The sequence below is a fragment of the Leptospira licerasiae serovar Varillal str. VAR 010 genome (genome assembly GCF_000244755.1).
In the GTDB taxonomy this organism is placed as follows: domain Bacteria; phylum Spirochaetota; class Leptospiria; order Leptospirales; family Leptospiraceae; genus Leptospira_B; species Leptospira_B licerasiae.
This window is the reverse complement of sequence record NZ_AHOO02000005.1, coordinates 923,307-941,682: the sequence shown is the minus strand read 5'-3', so window position 1 is coordinate 941,682 and position 18,376 is coordinate 923,307. Positions and strand designations below refer to the sequence as shown.

Below are 18,376 nucleotides of genomic sequence, written 5' to 3'. Positions count from 1 at the left end.
TTCTTTTTCCCGCCGCTCTACAAACGGCGGGAGTTCGATTTTTCTTAAACCTTAGAAAGTGCCGCTACAGGATAATCGGTATATCCTTTTTCTCCGGGAGTATAGAAGGTAGAAGCGTCCGGCTCAGCAAGAGGGATTCCTTTCTCCAATCTTTCCACCAAATCAGGGTTGGAAATAAAGTTACGACCGAATGCGATCAGATCCGCATTCTTTTCTTTCAGGTCGGAATCCGCACGTTTTGGATCGTAACCTCCCGAAAGAATATAAGTACCGTTCGGGTTTTGGAATTTATAAGATTCCCTGATTAAAGTAACCACTGAAGCCGTCGGCTTAGGAGCGCCCATAGAAGAATGATCCACGATATGAATGTAAACCAGTCCCAATTTTCCTAGAGAAGCGGCAAGATCCTTGTATTGCTCTTCTATTTCATTATGAATTTCTAAATCGTTAAAAACTCCGTAAGGAGAAAGCCTGATCCCTACTTTGTCTGCGCCTATCGCTTCCACAACCGCGGTAGCAACTTCTAATGCGAATCTATTTCTTTTTTTCCAATCTCCACCGTATTCGTCGTTTCGATGGTTTGCACTCGGATGCAAAAATTGTTCTATTAAATATCCGTTGGCCCCATGAAGCTCCACTCCGTCAAATCCGGCTTTGATCGCATTCTCTGCTGCATTCACATATTCACGGATCGCAACTTGGATATCTTTTGAATTCATTTCTCTTGGAGATGAGTATGGTTGGTTACCTTCCGCATCCGTCCAAACTGTTCCTTTTAATCCGATAGCAGAAGGGCCGACAAGTTCCGCGCCTTCCGGTAGATTCAAATCGTTTCCTACTCTTCCGGAATGCATGAGCTGTACGAATATTCTACCTTGCTTTGTATGCACCGCATCCGTTACCTTTTTCCAACCTTGGACTTGTTCTTCGGAAAAAATTCCTGGAATCCTGGCATATCCTAAACCGTTAGGGGAAGGAGAAACACCTTCCGTAATCAGTAGACCGGCACTTGCTCTTTGAGAATAATATTCCGCCATCAAATCGTTCGGAATATTTCCGATCGCTCTGGATCTGGTCATAGGAGCCATTACGGTTCTGTTTTTTAGCTTATTTTTTCCTAATGTATATTCGGTAAATAATAGGTTCATTTCTTTCCTCGGATCTTAGACATAGAAATACTTCATTAGTGAACCTTTTTTATATAAAGCGATTAGAAAAAGATAAGTAGAAGGTAGCGGATTTCCCGCCGACCTGAGTTCAGGCGGCGATTCGAAATACGAATCAAGGACCGAGCAGATCTACTGTGTCTTTATAGAATTGTTTCATTCTTTGGTAAGAAGTTTCGGGAAGTTTTCTTTCCTGGTCGTTGTTTAGATATTTTTTAACGGGCAATAACCTGAATTGAGTTCTGGCGCCGGTCCTGTCTATATAAACCCAAACCGGTTCGTAAGATATATCAAAAATATTTAATTTATCGTTTTCTTTTGATAAGGAAAATTTTAGGATAATTCCTCCATCTACATAACGTCTGTCTTGTCCCGAGATAAAGTTGCCTAAAGAATAAATATAAAATCTCTCTTTCGAGATCCCGAATTTGTCTTTTACGGTCTTTTTACCGAATTTTTGCAGAGTATGGGGGTGACCTCCCAAGACTATATCCGCTCCGGAAGAAAATGCATGATCCACCATTTCTACCTGAAAAGGATCAGGCTGGTGGAGATATTCCGTTCCGTAATGGTACATTACGATAATTGCATCCGGCTTTGACTTTTTTGCCAAAGCTATATCGGAAGCAATCTGGTCTTTATCTATCAAATTGACCACTGTGCCTGCGGGAATCTCCAAACCATTGGTACCATACGTATAATCTAAAAATGCAAGATTTAGATTTCCTACATGGACAAATAATATTCTATTTTTTTCATATTCTTCTTTGTCCTTATAAGTCCCTAAATGTTTTAGTCCTAGTTGGTCCAACACGGAAAGAGTTCTTACGACCCCTAACCTTCCCTTATCGCAAGAATGATTATTTGCAGTAGAAAGTACGTCGAAGCCAATATCCTTGATCGCTTTTGCAAGAGAATCCGGAGCTCCGAACTGGGGATAACCAGTATAATGTTTTGGGTCCCCCGGAAGAGTGGTTTCTAAATTTCCGACTGCCAAATCCGCTTCCGATATCGTGGAGGAAACTTCTTGGAATACCTCGTCGAATTTCCAGCAGTCACATTCTTTATCATAAGCTGTATCTATCTGAGTTTGGTGAGACATGATATCTCCTACTGCTACAATTCGAACTGCGTCAGTTGGAGAGCCGGTCTTAACGTTCTGAGAGGAACAAGGGACTACAAAAAACGCAATCCCTAAACAAAAGATACAGCTTCGGATCATTTTTTAGGTTCCGGAGGCAAGGCTTCTATCAAAGAGAATCCTTTTGAGATAGGTTTGCGGTTCCGGAGAAGTATGGTCGTGTATAGAACATTTTCCTTGTTCAGCCATATCTTTAGGTTATCCAAAGACTGGATATTATAATGAAAAGGGAACGCCACCGGAAACATTTCTCCGTCCGGGAATCCGTATACTTTAGCACCTTTTGTAACCGTACGGATCACTATACTTTTAGTATCTCCGTACAAATTCAGAAAATTCTTTCTCATTCCTTCAGGATATCTGAAATATTCTTCCGCATTAGAAGTGTATAAAATACGGATCGGGATCTCCAATTCTTTCGCTTTTTCTGAAATAGAATTTATTGTCTTATCTCCCAACAAATTCCCATCAACCGCGATTATCTTTCCATCTAGGACCAGATTCCTTAAGTATTCATAGTCCTTAGTATCGTTATGGAAGGAAGTAAACTCAGGATATACTTTAGAGATCTTATGCAAATCCGCTAAACGTTGAGGGACTGCTCCTTTTCTGAGAGCGATCTGATAAGACTTTAGAATTACTTGATATTCCGGATCGTTCGAAAATCTTTTTTCTATGACAAGAAGAACATCGTTCTTATTCTTAGGATCCCAAAGCTTTTCGTACTCCGGATATGTAGGAGAAATTTCGAGAAAATAAAGATGAAGTCGATTAATGGAGACCGTGACAGGATCAAAATCGAAAAGATAAGCAAACTCACTTCTCGCCCAAGCTATCAGAGTTAAGTTCTGATCGGTCCCAACTCCCATATATCCCCCGCCTAAACCCACTACTCTGGATTTAAACAAGTCCAACCTTCTCTCGTTAGAAGAAGGATAATGTTCCGCATGCAGATGACGATCTGCCGGAGGAGTATCAATTGCTGAAAGTTGTAATCCTTCTCTAGTTAAGGAAGCTTTTCTACCGAAAACAGAATGATCTCCCTGACCTTGACCGGCAGAACAATCGATAAAATAGAAAACCGAACAAATGAATAAAACCGTTAAGAATAGATTCTTTTTATTTTTGTATAAAACGACCGTATTAGGTCCTTTTTTTCTCATGAAATCCTGCATCCCCTGGGCAATCACTGCCCTTGCAGACAGAACTTATTAAAGGGCTTTTATACGGGAAGAACTTTACGAGGCGAGGATACAAAGCAGGATCGGCTTTCTAAAAGAACGACCCTGCGATTCTGCAAATATTCGATTACATTCCTGAGCTTGCATATAGCTTCTTCAGGTCGGCTGCTATATTCTTTTGCATTGCTTCGTTTGTTCCACCGCCGATGGAAAGTAAGATTGCATCTCTATGCAATCTTTCTACAGGATATTCTCTACAATAACCGTAACCGCCCAACACCTGGATCGCATTTCTGGAAACCCTTTCCGCCATTTGGGTAGAGACAAGTTTTGCTGAAGCAGCTCCGAGTGAGTTCCGATTTTCAGGATGGATCTTAGAAGCTACGTCATATACCAATGCTCTAGCTGCTTGGTAATCAGCGTAAGACTCGGCTAGCAATCTTTGGATCTGTCCAAATTCTATTAGTTTCTTATCGAAGGCTTCTCTATGCAGGATAGAATATTCACACATCACGTCTATACAACGTTTAGCTATACCTAAAGATTGGGCGGCAAGAGTCACTCTTTCTATCTCTAGGTTTCTCATCATATGAGTCAAAGCGCCATCTTCGGCACCGATCAAATTTTCAGCAGGAACTTCCATATTTTCGAAGATCAGTTGGGTAGTAGGAGAGGACCTCATCCCCATCTTCTCTTCCTTTTTTCCGAAACTAAATCCGGGATAAGAGCTCTCTACGATAAACGAAGTGGTTCGGCGAGAATCTTTGCTGGTTTTTGCATATACCAAAAAGACCTGCCCTACAATCCCATTTGTGATAAACTGCTTTCGGCCGTTTAACACATATTTATCGCCCTTGCGAGTGGCGACTGTTCCCATTCCAAGAACGTCGGTTCCGGCTCCAGGTTCGGTCATTCCCATTCCGCCGATCCATTCCCCTGAGAGAACCTTAGGCATATATTTCGCTCTCTGGGAAGGATTTCCACTGTGGTAGAAATTGTTTACAAAAAGTACTTCATGAGCTAAATATGATAGAGTAAATCCGGGATCATAGGCCGAAAATTCCTCGTGAATGATCACACTTGCCACGGGGTCCAGTCCCATTCCTCCGTCCTCTTGAGGAACAGTAACACCGAATATTCCTAATTCTGCTCCTAATCGGCGGAATAAATCCTTATTAAAGGACTCTTCGTCGTCATGATCCTTTGCTTGCAAATCCAGATTTTCTTTTGCAAAAGCATTCACATTCTCTCTTAAGGAAAGATGATCATCTGTCGGATTATATAGATCTATTTTTTTTTCTTGGATTCCCTTCATTCTAATGCCCTATTCAATTTCAACTTAAGTATTTTGGACCCAGTGTAAATTGCAACCGAGTTACTGAGCTTAATCAGATTTAAGAAGACCTAAATCTCGATCTTTAAATACAAGCTTTACAAATCGAGGATAAGATATTATTTCGTATAAGGTAGTGGTTTCTTTGGTAAATTTCTTATTTTTTTTAGGCATCATCCTAAATACTTATTTTATATCGGTCATTCTTCATAAAAAAGGACTCCCACAACCCTTATCAAGAAACTTAGTCTCTTTCACACTTTCCGTTTTAATTGTCGGATCTATTGCACTTCTCTTAGTTTCTTTCGAATCTTACAAAATCCTTTATGTGGTATTGATCCAACTTTTGGTTTCGGGATCAATCTTAGGATACATTCTCTTTCATAAGCTCGATCCCAGATTGAACCCTATCTCAGGCAGTAATAATTCGAAAAATTTATTTACTAATATCCTTCTTGCTTTGTTGCTCTTGAGTGCAGGAGCAATGTATTCCCTTTTTCCTATCGAGTATATTAAGGGAGATAGGGATCACGGATTGTATGTCGTCTTCGGAAGTAAGATCCAAAAAACAGGCGGCCTGAACTTTGATGATTATAGATACCAGGACCTAACCAAGGTTTTAGGAAATAACATCTTTTACGGTTACCCTGCAATCCATTCGGACTACTCACCTCAGGACCCGTCGGTACCGATCGGCTCTCTTTCTCCTCGTTTTTATCCTCTCTTCCCAACCTATTTGGCCTTAGCCGCCGATCTATTCGGGCTAGATGCAATGTTCCGAGTGAATTCAATATTCGGAGTATTATCCCTAGTCTTTATCTTTCTGATCGTGAAAAAATGGATAGGGCCTTGGGGCGCATTGACCGCAGTCTTTTTCTGCGCATTCAATCCCGCCCAGCTCTGGAATGTTAGGACAACTTTATCCGAGCCACTGGGGCAAATGTTGATCTTATTCTCCTCCTATTTAGCTCTTTATTTTTTCAGAAAGAATAACGGGTGGATGTTCTTTGCGGGTGGGATCTTAGGCCTAAGTAGCTTCAATAGGATCGATAGCTTAATTTATTTTCCCGCAATCGTGATTTTTGTAGGTTATCTATTATTCTTAAGAAAGAAATCTCTCTGGAGAGGATTTAATTTTCTATTTGGATATTCGGCGATTTCAATCCTGGGAGTCTTATATGGTTATATCAATTCCAAACCGTACATGGTGGATCTATGGAAAAGTAAGCAATTACTGAAATTAACTTTATTCTGCGTTTTTTCTACTGTCTTATTATCAGGACTCTTATTCTTTTCCAATCTACAGATCGGGAAACAATCGATTGAATTATTTAAAAAGACTATCCTCAAAAATAAAAAGTTCCTAAGGATAGTAATTCTTTCCTGCTTATTTCTTTTGATCACATTCGCTTATTCCATCCAACCGGTGATAAGTAATTCTGAAGACCTGACTGATTTCTTTTATTTTAAAAAGAATAGTTTTATATTCTTTTTATTATATGTTCCTTTACTCTTGGTATTATTCGGAATTGGGGGATACGATCTATTAGTATTCCGAAAACAATCATCCGGTTCTCTGGTATTTTTGCTATTAGGCTCCCTTCTCTCGTTTGTTTATTTTTACGATCCAAGTATTTATCCGGATCATTTCTGGGCATCTAGGCGCTGGGTATTGTTTCCTATTCCTTTTGCATGTATCATGGGAGTCATTGGGCTTTATTCTTTGCCTATCAAAAGACAAGCACTTAAATTCGCTTTAATTGCGTTAGTCTTTGCCGGTTATATCTATCATCTTTATAATAGAGACAGGCTGATCTTTTTTGAAAGAATGTTATCCGGTTATTCGGAAGAATTCGAAAGATTGTCAGTTTCTCTTCCAAGCGAAAAGGCAATCTATTTCACTAAAAAACAAGACCTTGCAAGCCCTCTTCGTTATTTAAGTGGAAGAGATACTTATCTTATCCACAAAACCCGTCCTTTTTTAGAAAATGCGATCAAACTAATTGAATTAGGTTGGAATGTATATTTGATCGATGAGGACCCGAATCTGGAAGATGGCCCCGTTACTTTGAAAAAAGTAGATAAGATTCAACTAGAAGGAAAGTATCCTTTAGATTCTGTGAATCGTTACCCTGATATGCTCTTATACAGAGGAACCTTCTTACAAGTTTATAAATTAGGATTTAACCCAAAACCTTTCGCTCAGGAAAAAAGATCGATTTCTATAGATCCTTCTCAATTTGCTTATATGTTAAAGACAATAAGGTCGGAACGCAAGAACCAACCGAATGCTTACGAAGAAGTGAAAGGTTACGATTATTATATTCCGAAAGATCCGAAAGGAAAATTCAGAGTAGAATTCGAAGGAGAATCCTTAAGCCAGGCAACTTTTAGCGTGACTGCGAACCAATCCTCTTCCATACTCTTTCCTGAATCCCCTGGCGTTGGAAATGATAAGATCATGAGCATCGAATTCTCCGTGGAAAATCCGGAAACAGACGATGTTCAGATCCGCTTTCACACCAAAAAGGACAAACAGGCAATTTTAAAGTCCCTGCAATTATCTAGAATTCCCTGAACGAGGATCAATATGCTGTATTCTGTCGTATTAACTTTAGTTTGCCTTCTCGCTTTGGTTCTAGGGATACGCAATCTAGGAAAATTTCCCATAAGTTTAGATGAGATCCGCTTGGAGATCGAGGCCACATTCGCTACCCCTTTTAGTGGAAAGTCTTGGATCTGGTTCTTATTTCTGATTAGTTTTTTCCTTTTGCCGTTCTTCTGGGGCTTAACCTTCTTCCTTAAATCGGACGCAAATGTGCTCGTTATCATTTTAGGATTATTTTGGATCTATTTTTGGAGCAGAACACTCATTCTGTTCCGATAGGCGAGATTTCCCGAAATAACCGCAAAAAAGTAGTTTGCATTCAAGCTTTTCAGAATTTTCGTGTTTTAAATAGCCCTATTTATTTGGAGAACGAAAGTTCATGAAGATCATCGTTTTAGTGAAACAGGTGCCTGACACCGAAACGAATATCAAAGTCGGGGACAAGTCCATTAACGAAGCCGGAATTAAATGGATTATCTCTCCGTACGATGAATTCGCAATTGAAGAAGGACTTAGATTACGCGAGAAAAACGGAGGAGAGGTTATTGCAGTCTCTCTAGGACCGGATCGCGTTCAAGAGTCTTTACGCCAAGCATACGCAATGGGAGCGGACCGTGCCGTTCAGATCAAAGTGGACAATTACGTTCCTTTCGACACCGTTTTAACCGCAGAACTGATCGCAAATTTCGCGAAAGCTGAAAATGCAGATATCATCATCGGCGGACGCCAATCTATCGATAGCGATAGTTCCCAAGTAGTGATCCAAGTTGCAGAAGGACTTGGGATCGCTCATATTTCTTTCGCAGTTAGTTTAGAGATCAGCGGAACTTCCGTAAAAGCTACTAAAGAAGTAGAAGGTGGAACACAAGTTGTGGAAACCAGCCTACCAGTAGCAATCACTGCTCAAAAAGGATTAAACGAACCTCGTTATCCTAATTTGAAAGGTTTGATGGCAGCTAAGAAAAAGCCTATCGAAACCAAAACACCTGCAGATTTAGGAAATCCTACAAGCAAGATCGAAGTAGTGGGCCTCGAGCCTCCTCCACCTCGTATTCCTGGTCGTAAGTTAGAAGCAGCTGATGCGAAAGGTTACGCTGAACAATTAGTAAAAGCTCTTCGCGAAGAAGCTAAGGTTATCTAAGGAGAACACCCGTGAGCAACGTTTTAATCGTAGGCGAACTCAAAAACGGAGAACTCAAAAAGATCTCCAAAGAAATCACTTCCGCTGGCCGCAAAATTGCGGACGCACTCGGAGGCAAAGTAACCGCTCTTCTCATCGGATCCGGAGTTGAAAAATTCGCAGGAGACCTGGGAGCAGTCGGAGCTGACAGCGTAGTTACTGTAAATGCAGGAGACTTCAACGCAGAAACTTGGGCGAATTTAGTAGCCGGAGTTATTAAGGATAAAAATCCTTCCGTTGTTTTAGTTCCTCACACTTCTCAAGGAAAAGATTATTCTCCAAGAGTAGCTGTAAAAGTAGGAGCGGGAATCGTAGCAGACGCAGTAGGCCTTTCTGTAGACGGCGGAAAAGTAGTAGCTAAAAAGCCGATCTACTCCGGAAAAGCATACGGTAACTTCAAAATTACTAGCCCAATTGCGATCTTCACCGTTCGTCCAAACTCTCAAGAAGTAGTACAAAAAGCTGGAGCAGGAGCTGCTGAAGCTGCAAGTCCATCCGCCGGAGACGCGAAAGTTAAAATCGTATCTTCCGATCTAAGCGGCGGGAACAAAGTTCAGTTGGCAGAAGCTTCTATCATCGTATCCGGCGGACGCGGAATTAAAGGACCTGAAAACTGGCCTGTTCTCCAAGGTTTGGCGGACGTTTTAGGCGCAGCTTTAGGAGCTTCCCGTGCTGCGGTCGATGCAGGCTGGATTTCTCATAGCCATCAAGTGGGTCAAACTGGTAAAACCGTTTCCCCAAACTGCTATATCGCATGCGGAATTTCCGGAGCGATCCAGCACTTAGCCGGAATGGGCTCTTCCAAGTATATCGTGGCTATTAACAAGGACGGAGACGCTCCGATCTTCAAAGTGGCAACCTACGGAGTAGTAGGAGATCTTTTCGAAGTCGTGCCGGCTCTGACCGACGAGTTTAAAAAAGTACTTGGATAATTTCGTCTAATGAAGCCATAGTAGGAACGATTATGGCTTCATCCAAGGGTATATTATCCTTTTTGGGTGCCGCAGCTCTACTGGTCTGCGGCACTTCTATTTTATCCGATCCTGGCAAGGAAAGGTTAAGCGGCGTCATCGGAAAGATGGCCGAAATTTCCAGTTTTCGGGCGAGTATTACGATCAATAACGAACTCACCGGAACTCTTTCTTATCAAAAACCGAACCATATACATGTGAAATTTTCCGACGGAAGGGTTATCGCCTCCAACGGACGATATCTTTGGTTTTATTCCCCATCCAGAGGAATTGTGGGAAAACAAGACGTAAAAGGTATGACCGGAGGAATGGCCGGCCTACTCTCCGGATACGAAGAGGTAACTCCTGTGGGAGGATCACTTCGCCTGAAATCCGCGACAAGGACTTACGAAGAGATCGTGGTCACCTTAGGTCCGGATAATACTCCTCGTTCCCTCAGAATGAAGAGCAGATCCACCGGAGAATATACCTCCGTAAGTTTTTCCGGAGTCCAAACCGGTATAGGTTTACCTGCGTCTCTCTTCAATTTCGGAGCACCTGCAAACGCGCAAATTGTGGAGAACCCGCTTAACGAGAGGGAATAAGTTTGTCTACTTCTCGCACAGACGCCCATAAGGTCTTCGCAGACCTCTATCGAAAGACACGTTCCCCGGAACACCAACAGAAGATAGACGAAGTCATACAAAAATCGAACGATATATTTATACGTATCGACTTGATGAAAAAAGTCGATGAAGAGTTCGAACAAAAGAAAAAAGAAGAATCGGGTAAAAGACCGGAAGAAGAAGATAAGTCTCCCAAATCTTCCCAGTCTTCTTCTGCTTCTTCCAAAGCGGCGCCTAGGCCGGTAAAAAAACAGCAGGATGCCGGACCAGGTTTAGGATTTCTAGCAAACCTCTTCGGTGGAAATGCAAATATTACAAAATTTGCAAAAGACACCGGAACTGTGGAAGTAGGTTTCTTAGGAAGAAATTCAAAGATCGCACCTTCCGTCGAAAGATTATTCAAAGCCTTAAAAGAAGATCAGATCATCTCCACATTACAAGCTCTTAGACTTGCTGAAAGCCAAGGCTGGAGACATTGGAGACCTTTGGTCTATAACGTGGTCTTGAATTTTAATAAATTCTTTAATAACTTCATCTCTTTAGATTCGCTCTTCATCGACGAAATTTCTCCGGAGATCTTTTTGAACAGATCTTTGAAGATGCAAATGTACTACGCCCGTCATCTATCCAGGAGCGACGCCAGAGATATTATCCTTGGCCATGTCCCAGAGTTAGTAAAGAAGGACGAAAAATTATCCGTAAAACTCCCTTCCATTATTTCCGGATTAAATTACGGATTAAATCTCGAAAACGGAAGACCTAAACTTACGGATGCGATACGCGCGTTCTATGTTGTCTCCAATAAAAAGGTGATTAGCTGGGAGGAAATATTAGATTCTTTGAATGTCCCGCCGATCAACGAGACAAAATTCCAAGGATCTCCCGACATCACCAAAGAAGTAGAAACGACATTGATCAAATTATCCGACGATATTTTGACCAGAATGAATAAGAAGGAAGAGTTACACGGTCTAAGACAGCGCTATTTCAAAATAGACGATAATGGAAAGATCTCATTCGACTTCTTAAACGGCGTTGTAGACGATTATTTCGCTCATCATATGCCTGAGAATATGAATTCGGCCGCGTTCAAATCTTCCTATAAGGGAATGCCTCATAAGCTGATCCATATACTTCTCCGCGACTTTCAATCCTGTTACACACCTCTCTTAGAAGGAACAGTTAAAATAGGGACTAAAAACCATAATAGGGACGTATTGGTAACACAACCGGGTTTATTCAAAACGGAGATAGAAGAGATCAATAATCTTCTAAGACAATTGGATGCGTTCAATAAGAAGTACCCTAGCTTTCAGTATACCTTCTCCAATTTTAACCAAAACACTTCAGGCGGATCCGTAGAAGATCAGATCACAGTAAATCTGTTAAGATTACTTGCCGAAGCGTCCTCTTTTATGGGAAAATTTGCCGAGAAGATCAACGTATTGGTAGAGAACCATTTATTAGCGAAAGATTATGAGGCTAAAGGACAACTGAACGAAAGAGTTTTGGCCTCTAAGGAAAAAATACTCGAAGAAGTAAAAGTTCTTCATAGATTTATTCCATATTACGATTCTACGATGGTATCCGGAAACCGTTTGAACGGAAAAACCTTGGAGTATGTTTTTGTGGATATGGCTCAGTTGTTATTTAACTATGCCGTCATATACAAAGACAAGTTCACGGTAAACAAACTGACTGCTCACAGAAAATTGGATGCGGAACTCAGCGCATTAAAAGCGGAGTATGAACGCCTTTCCGGAAAAACTTTCGACGATCCACATAACCGAATCACTTCCTCGGAGGACCAATGAGGATATTGACAGGAGTACAACCTTCTGGAAAATTACATTTAGGAAATTATTTCTCCGTAATACGCAAGTTAGTCGATTATCAAAACAAATCCGATCTATTCTGCTTTGTGGCCGATTTACATGCGCTGACTACCTTTAGTTCTGCAAAAAATCAAACAGAGAATACTTATGACGCTGTTTGTGATTTTTTAGCCTTAGGGATCGATCCTGATAAATGTGCCTTCTGGATCCAATCAGAAGTCCCGGAAGTTACCGAACTTACCTGGTATCTGAGCATGTCCATCACTGTTCCTAAATTGGAGTTAGCCCACTCTTATAAAGATAAGGTTGCAAAAGGGATAGTTCCGAGTGGCGGACTTTTCTTTTATCCTGTGTTAATGGCGGCGGACATTCTAGCATTCAATAGCGATAAGGTGCCCGTAGGAAAAGACCAAAAACAACATTTAGAATACGCAAGAGATATAGCGGAGAAGTTCAACTCCCAATACGGAGAAACCTTCAAACTACCGGAACCTGAGATAGACGAAGAGACCGCGATCGTGCCGGGAGTGGATGGAGCAAAAATGTCCAAGTCTTACGGGAACACGATCAACTTTTTCGACGATGAGAAGAAGTTAAAAAAATCGGTAATGGGAATCCTCACCGACTCGGCTGGAGTGGACGAATCCAAAGATTATGAAAAAAGCATAATATACTCTATACATTCTCTCTTTTTAGACGAATCCGGCAAAAAGGATCTACGATCTAGATTTACAAATCCTGGAACCGGCTACGGAGATCTCAAAAAAGCATTATTAGAAACGATATTGGATTATTTCGGACCTTACCGAAAAGAAAGAGAGAAGATCTCAGCAGACCCTGCTTACGTAAGATCCGTTATGAAAAAAGGATCGGACAAGGCAAGAGCCGCTTCTTCACAGATCTTGGATAAAGTTCGAGATAAACTAGGGATCGGGATCTCAAAAGTTTCCGTTTAAAGCGGAAATTTGTGTCGGAATAAGAATTCCGCACATAATTCCAAGCTTACAAAACAAGTATTCGTATGCGCGAATACTTGGAACAAACCTATCAGGACTGGATCCCCTCCTCCTTATTTTCCTATTTAGTTTTAGGACTTCTATCCGCTATATTCTTGGATACTTTCTTTTCGGATATAGTCCTAATCTGGGCCGCAATACATTCGATTAATATAATATTATTTTCTCTTTTATTTTTAGGGAAAAAGATCTCCTACTTTTCCTGGGGAGTGATCTTATTCTTAATTTTGGCGATCTGCGGTTATACAAAAAGATCGGCTCCTTTCCTGAAAGAGTCCGGCTTATTGAAAAAAGAATTCTCCATAAAAATCAACGAAGCTTTGGATAGGGCAAAGATAGAAGGAAGAGCTAGAGAAATTTCCTTAGGATTAGTCTTAGGAGATGCAAAGGGTTTAGATAAAGAATTTAAGAAGAATGCTAGAGAAGGAGGAATTTTACATTTATTCGCGGCCTCCGGCTTACATCTGGGGATCTTAATTGGATGTTTGTTCACGATCCTAAAACGAATTCCTTTATTAGGATATTATATTCCTAGAATACTTCCGGTATTATTCGGATTATTATATTTGGCTTGCTTAGGTTTTCCGATTTCTCTTGCAAGGGCTTGGATATTTTCCACCTGGATACTTTTACAGTCCTTGTTTTTTAGAAAATCCAAACCTGCTGATCTATTGATCTCTTCGGCCGGACTAGTTTATCTTTGGGATCCAGTTCGTTCCTTCGGAGTTTCTTTTTTACTATCTTTCGGCGCTGTTTCAGGCATTCTACTTTTGCTCCCCTGTTTCCAGAAATGTTTTCCCCCAAACTCGGAAGATAATACGATCATAAGTAAATTTTTAGGATTTTGGAAAGAAAACCTTTTGGTTTCCTTATCTGCCGGAATCGGGACCTTACCTTCTTTAATTTATTATTTCGGGACTTATAGTTTCGGATCACTTGGATTAAATCTGATTTTGGTACCAATCTGCGGAATATTGCTTCCTTTATTATATTTTTCTTTAGTATTGGAGTTTATATTTCCGTCTCCGCTCGCTCATCCTATTTGGCAGATCGTTCTATTCCTTTTGGGAATTTTAGAAAAAACGACTCTCTATTGGGGAGAATCGGATTGGAATTTGATACATTATTATAGAGGAAACACTAAATTTTTCGGATTAGGTATCTGGTTTTTATTCCTAATCTTCTTATTCTTCTGGAAATCGTTTCCCGCCGGAAAAATAGAAAATTCCAAATTAGACCTTTCCAATTCTGCGAATAAGAAAGTCCGCAAAGCTGCATTACTTAAAAAGATCTGGCTTCTGGGATTTTGTATTTGTTGCAATTTCCAATTTTTACTGGCTTATTCTTCCACTTGGATCCAACTTCCGAGGGTATTTTTCGGAGATCGCTTCACTCTCTTCCTTCAAGAAAGTAACCGATTAGTTCTTGCTGGCAAATGTAAGTACAGTTCTAAAATCCTGTATGGCTCCTTTGGAAAAGATCCGGAAAGATTCTGCGGAAATTCAAAAACCCTAAAAGAGATCTACATAGAACACGAATCCTGCATGGACTGGATCGGAGAGTGTTTAAAAAGAAATCGAGATTTTTCTCTTAAATATGGAGGAAGAGAAAAACCGAAAATTGCAGGTTTTGAGAATTGGATCTTAATTCCCAAATTAAGAGAATTTCATTTACCGGAACCGGGTCAAAAATTGATCCGATTTGAGGTGGGAAAAGATTCGCTTCTCACTTTAGCAAACCGAACCAAAACTGGAAAAGGAATCATACTCATCCTTCCAAGATTCGGGATCAAAGAAGATCCAAGAGAATGGAATCAATTCAGAAAACAGCTTGGAATCGCTCCCGGTTGGAAGTTTATTGGAAGTGATGAGCTCCCCGGAATACCCGTTTTATAAACCTAATGTGATCCGGGAATTTTTATCAGAAAGATCTTCTGCTCCGCTCAAAAAATGGGGACAAAACTTTCTAATAGACCCGAACGCTGTAAAAACTTTGTTTTCCAGTGCAGAACCCGAACTAATACAAAAATCAGAATTGATATTGGAAATCGGCCCTGGTCTTGGGGCCCTCTCCCATATACTCTATGGCCTCGGAAAAAAACTAAGATTGTACGAGATCGATCCGGTATATTATAAATGGCTAAATGAGTTTTTACCTGGAACTGAGATCATTTTAGGAGATGCAAGAGATACCTTATCCGACGTAGAAAACAGCTCCTGTTTTTTATTCGGCAACCTGCCCTATTATATTACTTCCGAACTCATTCTTCTTTCCTTGGAAAAACTTCCGAATCTACTAGGTGCAGTTTTTTTGGTCCAAAAAGAGTTCGCACAGAGAATTACTAAAGAAATCTCTTCTCTTTCCATTTATGCGGGAGCTTACGGAAAATTTCAAAGTAAAAAAACGATCAAGGCGGGATGTTTTTATCCTTCTCCCAATGTGGATTCAAGCGTTCTTACTTTTATTTCACACAAAAGATTTTTCCAAAAAGAGTCCTACCAAGTTTTAGAAATTTTATGCAGGACCTTATTTTGGGGAAAAAGAAAAAAAATAGGTTCCTCTATCAAAGAAGCGCCTTTAGATTCCTTTTATCCGAACGGACTCCCTCTCCAAATCTCGGAAGAAAATTTAAGATCCAAGTTAAAAGAATGTGTAGAATCTGCTGGAATTTCTTTAGATAAAAGACCGGAAGAATTAAAGGCAGAAGATTTTTATAAGATTGTAGATCTTTTTCGGATCGATTAAAAAGAGCAGAGGAGAATCTCCCCTGCTCTTTCTGAAACTAACGATACCTTTCTCGGTCCCGTTGTTGTTGCATCCTTTTTTGCTCTTTGTGGATGGATTTCCACTTCGCTTTTTGTTCTCTGAATTCAACCGAGTTGGGAGCGCTTAAGTTAGCTGTCCTTTCCAGTTCCCTTTTGAGTTTTAGATAACTTTTGAATCTTTCTTCCGCAATTTTTCCGTATCCGATTGCAATCTTTACTCCACAATCAGGTTCACTAATGTGAGAACAATCTTGGAATCTACAATGTTCCGCTGCTTCGAAAATTTCAGGAAAGGTTTCTTCTAGACCCGAACCATCGGACCAAAGTTGGATCTCTCTCATACCTGGAGTATCCAAGATCCAAGCACCGGAATCCAATCGGAACATCCATCTATTCGTGGTGGTATGTCTTCCTTTAGAATCCGATTCTCTTACTTCGTTTACGGACCTGATCTTTTCTCCGATCAATAAGTTCAGAAGGGAAGATTTTCCTACTCCGGACGATCCTATAAAAGCGGAGGTAGATCCGTCCTTCCAAAACATCTCCAGTTCTTCTAAACCTTCTTGTTTATGATTGGAAACTGAGAATACCTCTACTCCTGGACAAGATCTTTGGACGATACCAATCTTCTCCCTTAGCTCTTCTTCTCTGTCCGAATACAGATCTTTTTTGGTTAACACAACTACGGGAGTAGCCTTACTCTCCCAGATTTGTATTAAAGTCCTTTCCAATCTTCTTGGTTGGAAGTCCCCATCCAAACCTTGCAAAAGAAAGATCCTGTCCATGTTTGCACAGATCGGATCCGGCTTTAAAGTATCTCCTTTGGTTTTCCGTACCAATAAACTTCTTCTTGGAAGTACTTTGTGGATTAAATACTCTTCACCGCTTAACTTAGTAACAAGAACCCAATCGCCTGCAACCGGCAGATCCAGACAAGAATCCGCATTAAAACGAAGAGCGCCGGTTAGAATTCCGGTACCCTCTTCTTTTAAACTTCCTAGCTCGAGACGAAACTCTTGTCCTTGCTCTCCGATAATCCTTGCAGGGAGCGCATCGGAGATACATAGCTCTTCTGAAATTTTAATAAATTCTTTTTCTCTATCCGCATCCCATACGGATAAATTCAAAGATGGTTTTTGATCCATTTTATTTTGCCCAAACCTATAACTATAGGTAGTCAATAAGACTATTTCATATAACTCCCTCGTGATACGAGGGCCCTTTGAGGAAAAGGTTGTTAAATACAGGCAATCATATGCAAACTATAACTTTTAGACTTTCGGGTCCGATCGAAGTTGTAAAGTTTTTTTTAATGGAAAGAGAAAGTATCGGATTAAAAGTCAAATCGAACGAACTAGTTTAATTTTTTCTTTGGCCGGAGAAACATCCACTCTATACTCGGCTTTATATGGCCAGTGATCCCAAAAAAGAAACAAATCTTATAGATTCAGCTTTCGCTTATTATTTTTCCAGAACGGATCGTCTATTACGTCTTCATTTCAGCAAGTTAATGTCTGATCACGAAACGGATCTAACCGTAGAGCAATGGTTCCTGCTAAATCGTCTTTCTCTCTTTAAATCCGTTTCCCAGACCGATCTAGTAGACAAAACTTTCAAAGACAGACCGAATATAACAAGGCTTTTGGACGGCTTGGAGAAGAAGGGGCTAGTCGTTCGCCAAGATAATCCGGATGATCGTAGAAAGTTCACCATCTCCATCACCAAAGCAGGCAAGTCTCTATTAGAGAATACGATCCCGTTCATGTTGGAGGCCCGAAAAATCGTGTATAAGGGCTTAAAATCGGAAGATTTAGAAGTATTGAAATCGATTTCCGAGAAAATAGAAAAGAATATCCTCCAAAATTGGGATTTATCCGAAGTTACCCCGAAATAAAAAGAACAAAAAAAAGAATCCTCCGTCATAATTATATAAATAATAGTTGCCTAAGCAATAATTATTTATATAATTAATGTGGAGTGAAACAATGCTTACCACCGGACAAACAGCCAAAGATTTTCAATATAAAGATCTGGAGGGGAATTCACATTCTTTATCCGAATTAAAAGGAAAAAGGATTTTGATCTCTTTCTTAAGAAACGGAGCTTGCGCTTTATGTAATCTAAGAGTGCATTCTCTCATAAAAAATTTCCAGGAATTCGAAAATCTTGCGATTCTTGCGATATTCGAATCCAAGGCGGAGGATATGATCCCATTCGTAGGAAAACAAAAACCTCCTTTTCAATTAATTCCAGATCCAAACGCTTCCATTTATTCATTGTATGAGGTGGAAGTTTCGCAGGAGAAAGTTCAAAAATCTATGGAGTCGGAAATTGTAAAATCCCGCATCCAGGAGGCAGCTGCTGCGGGGTTTTCATTAGTTCCGCAAGAAGGATCTAATTTTTTTAGAATACCTGCGGACTTCTTGATTGATGAGAATTTTAAAATCCGGACCGCATTTTACAGTTCTCTAATAGGAGAGCATCTAGATTTGAATGAAATTAAAGATTGGGCAAACTCTTTAGCGGTTTAACCTATTTCGAAATTTTTAAGATTCAAGAGATATTCCGGATCAAG

16 protein-coding genes are annotated in these 18,376 nt (G+C 40.4%); 11 read left to right on the top strand and 5 right to left on the bottom strand.

What is annotated here, in order from left to right; translation table 11 throughout:
- Positions 1-44: 44 nt before the first annotated feature.
- From LEP1GSC185_RS04845 to LEP1GSC185_RS04830, 4 genes are all read right to left on the bottom strand, one after another.
- Positions 45-1,148, bottom strand: coding sequence for an alkene reductase (locus LEP1GSC185_RS04845; protein ID WP_008593709.1), 1,104 nt, complete (start codon positions 1,146-1,148; stop codon positions 45-47).
- A 133-nt stretch (positions 1,149-1,281) separates the two neighbouring features.
- The gene (locus tag LEP1GSC185_RS04840) at positions 1,282-2,388 is read right to left on the bottom strand and encodes a CapA family protein (RefSeq protein ID WP_008595088.1); all 1,107 of its coding nucleotides are present in this window, start codon (positions 2,386-2,388) and stop codon (positions 1,282-1,284) included.
- Positions 2,385-3,470 carry an LIC_10091 family lipoprotein gene (locus tag LEP1GSC185_RS04835; RefSeq protein WP_008593949.1) on the bottom strand — a complete coding sequence of 362 codons (1,086 nt, stop codon included), beginning with the start codon at positions 3,468-3,470 and terminating at the stop codon, positions 2,385-2,387. Before LEP1GSC185_RS04835 ends, LEP1GSC185_RS04840 begins: the two co-directional genes overlap by 4 nt.
- A 145-nt stretch (positions 3,471-3,615) precedes the next feature.
- Positions 3,616-4,803, bottom strand: a complete 1,188-nt coding sequence (locus LEP1GSC185_RS04830; RefSeq protein ID WP_008594868.1) for an acyl-CoA dehydrogenase family protein — start codon at positions 4,801-4,803, stop codon at positions 3,616-3,618.
- Between the two features lie 154 nt (positions 4,804-4,957).
- Between LEP1GSC185_RS04830 and LEP1GSC185_RS04825 the strand changes: the two genes are divergently transcribed.
- The 9 genes from LEP1GSC185_RS04825 (at position 4,958) to rsmA (ending at position 15,781) form a co-directional block, all read left to right on the top strand.
- On the top strand, positions 4,958-7,399 hold the full coding sequence (locus tag LEP1GSC185_RS04825) for a glycosyltransferase family 39 protein (protein ID WP_010513836.1): 2,442 nt from the start codon (positions 4,958-4,960) through the stop codon (positions 7,397-7,399).
- A 12-nt stretch (positions 7,400-7,411) separates the two neighbouring features.
- The gene (locus LEP1GSC185_RS04820) at positions 7,412-7,708 is read left to right on the top strand and encodes an LIC10362 family protein (protein WP_008594617.1); all 297 of its coding nucleotides are present in this window, start codon (positions 7,412-7,414) and stop codon (positions 7,706-7,708) included.
- A gap of 100 nt (positions 7,709-7,808) precedes the next feature.
- Complete coding sequence (locus LEP1GSC185_RS04815) at positions 7,809-8,570, top strand: electron transfer flavoprotein subunit beta/FixA family protein (RefSeq protein WP_008595687.1); 762 nt, start codon at positions 7,809-7,811, stop codon at positions 8,568-8,570.
- An 11-nt stretch (positions 8,571-8,581) separates the two neighbouring features.
- Positions 8,582-9,541, top strand: a complete 960-nt coding sequence (locus tag LEP1GSC185_RS04810; protein ID WP_008593724.1) for an electron transfer flavoprotein subunit alpha/FixB family protein — start codon at positions 8,582-8,584, stop codon at positions 9,539-9,541.
- Between the two features lie 32 nt (positions 9,542-9,573).
- Positions 9,574-10,164, top strand: a complete 591-nt coding sequence (locus tag LEP1GSC185_RS04805; RefSeq protein WP_008594884.1) for a LolA family protein — start codon at positions 9,574-9,576, stop codon at positions 10,162-10,164.
- Positions 10,165-10,166: 2 nt separating this feature from the next.
- Positions 10,167-11,999, top strand: a complete 1,833-nt coding sequence (locus tag LEP1GSC185_RS04800; protein WP_008595203.1) for a hypothetical protein — start codon at positions 10,167-10,169, stop codon at positions 11,997-11,999.
- Entirely contained in the window at positions 11,996-12,976 is a 981-nt protein-coding gene (trpS, locus tag LEP1GSC185_RS04795) for a tryptophan--tRNA ligase (protein ID WP_008593792.1), read from the top strand. The genes LEP1GSC185_RS04800 and trpS overlap by 4 nt, the downstream gene beginning before the upstream one ends.
- A 65-nt stretch (positions 12,977-13,041) precedes the next feature.
- Positions 13,042-14,931, top strand: coding sequence for a ComEC/Rec2 family competence protein (locus LEP1GSC185_RS04790; RefSeq protein ID WP_008594304.1), 1,890 nt, complete (start codon positions 13,042-13,044; stop codon positions 14,929-14,931).
- The gene (gene rsmA, locus LEP1GSC185_RS04785; RefSeq protein WP_010513842.1) at positions 14,903-15,781 is read left to right on the top strand and encodes a 16S rRNA (adenine(1518)-N(6)/adenine(1519)-N(6))-dimethyltransferase RsmA; all 879 of its coding nucleotides are present in this window, start codon (positions 14,903-14,905) and stop codon (positions 15,779-15,781) included. Before LEP1GSC185_RS04790 ends, rsmA begins: the two co-directional genes overlap by 29 nt.
- 37 nt (positions 15,782-15,818) lie before the next feature.
- On the opposite strand, the gene rsgA is transcribed toward rsmA, so the two are convergent.
- Positions 15,819-16,946 carry a ribosome small subunit-dependent GTPase A gene (gene rsgA / locus LEP1GSC185_RS04780; RefSeq protein WP_008594015.1) on the bottom strand — a complete coding sequence of 376 codons (1,128 nt, stop codon included), beginning with the start codon at positions 16,944-16,946 and terminating at the stop codon, positions 15,819-15,821.
- Between the two features lie 263 nt (positions 16,947-17,209).
- Here rsgA and LEP1GSC185_RS04775 point away from each other — a divergent pair, with 263 nt between their 5' ends.
- Both LEP1GSC185_RS04775 and LEP1GSC185_RS04770 read left to right on the top strand, forming a co-directional pair.
- Positions 17,210-17,695, top strand: coding sequence for a MarR family winged helix-turn-helix transcriptional regulator (locus LEP1GSC185_RS04775; protein WP_008595795.1), 486 nt, complete (start codon positions 17,210-17,212; stop codon positions 17,693-17,695).
- Between the two features lie 91 nt (positions 17,696-17,786).
- Entirely contained in the window at positions 17,787-18,332 is a 546-nt protein-coding gene (locus LEP1GSC185_RS04770) for a peroxiredoxin family protein (protein ID WP_008594449.1), read from the top strand.
- Positions 18,333-18,376: the final 44 nt, after the last annotated feature.

What these genes read in the sequence shown, in the direction of transcription:
- LEP1GSC185_RS04845 (WP_008593709.1), bottom strand. Translation starts at nt 1,148, where the DNA reads ATGAACCTATTATTTACCGAATATACATTAGGAAAAAATAAGCTAAAA.
- LEP1GSC185_RS04840 (WP_008595088.1), bottom strand. Translation starts at nt 2,388, where the DNA reads ATGATCCGAAGCTGTATCTTTTGTTTAGGGATTGCGTTTTTTGTAGTC.
- LEP1GSC185_RS04835 (WP_008593949.1), bottom strand. Translation starts at nt 3,470, where the DNA reads ATGAGAAAAAAAGGACCTAATACGGTCGTTTTATACAAAAATAAAAAG.
- LEP1GSC185_RS04830 (WP_008594868.1), bottom strand. Translation starts at nt 4,803, where the DNA reads ATGAAGGGAATCCAAGAAAAAAAAATAGATCTATATAATCCGACAGAT.
- LEP1GSC185_RS04820 (WP_008594617.1), top strand. Translation starts at nt 7,412, where the DNA reads ATGCTGTATTCTGTCGTATTAACTTTAGTTTGCCTTCTCGCTTTGGTT.
- LEP1GSC185_RS04815 (WP_008595687.1), top strand. Translation starts at nt 7,809, where the DNA reads ATGAAGATCATCGTTTTAGTGAAACAGGTGCCTGACACCGAAACGAAT.
- LEP1GSC185_RS04805 (WP_008594884.1), top strand. Translation starts at nt 9,574, where the DNA reads ATGGCTTCATCCAAGGGTATATTATCCTTTTTGGGTGCCGCAGCTCTA.
- trpS (WP_008593792.1), top strand. Translation starts at nt 11,996, where the DNA reads ATGAGGATATTGACAGGAGTACAACCTTCTGGAAAATTACATTTAGGA.
- LEP1GSC185_RS04790 (WP_008594304.1), top strand. Translation starts at nt 13,042, where the DNA reads ATGCGCGAATACTTGGAACAAACCTATCAGGACTGGATCCCCTCCTCC.
- rsmA (WP_010513842.1), top strand. Translation starts at nt 14,903, where the DNA reads ATGAGCTCCCCGGAATACCCGTTTTATAAACCTAATGTGATCCGGGAA.
- rsgA (WP_008594015.1), bottom strand. Translation starts at nt 16,946, where the DNA reads ATGGATCAAAAACCATCTTTGAATTTATCCGTATGGGATGCGGATAGA.
- LEP1GSC185_RS04775 (WP_008595795.1), top strand. Translation starts at nt 17,210, where the DNA reads ATGGCCAGTGATCCCAAAAAAGAAACAAATCTTATAGATTCAGCTTTC.
- LEP1GSC185_RS04770 (WP_008594449.1), top strand. Translation starts at nt 17,787, where the DNA reads ATGCTTACCACCGGACAAACAGCCAAAGATTTTCAATATAAAGATCTG.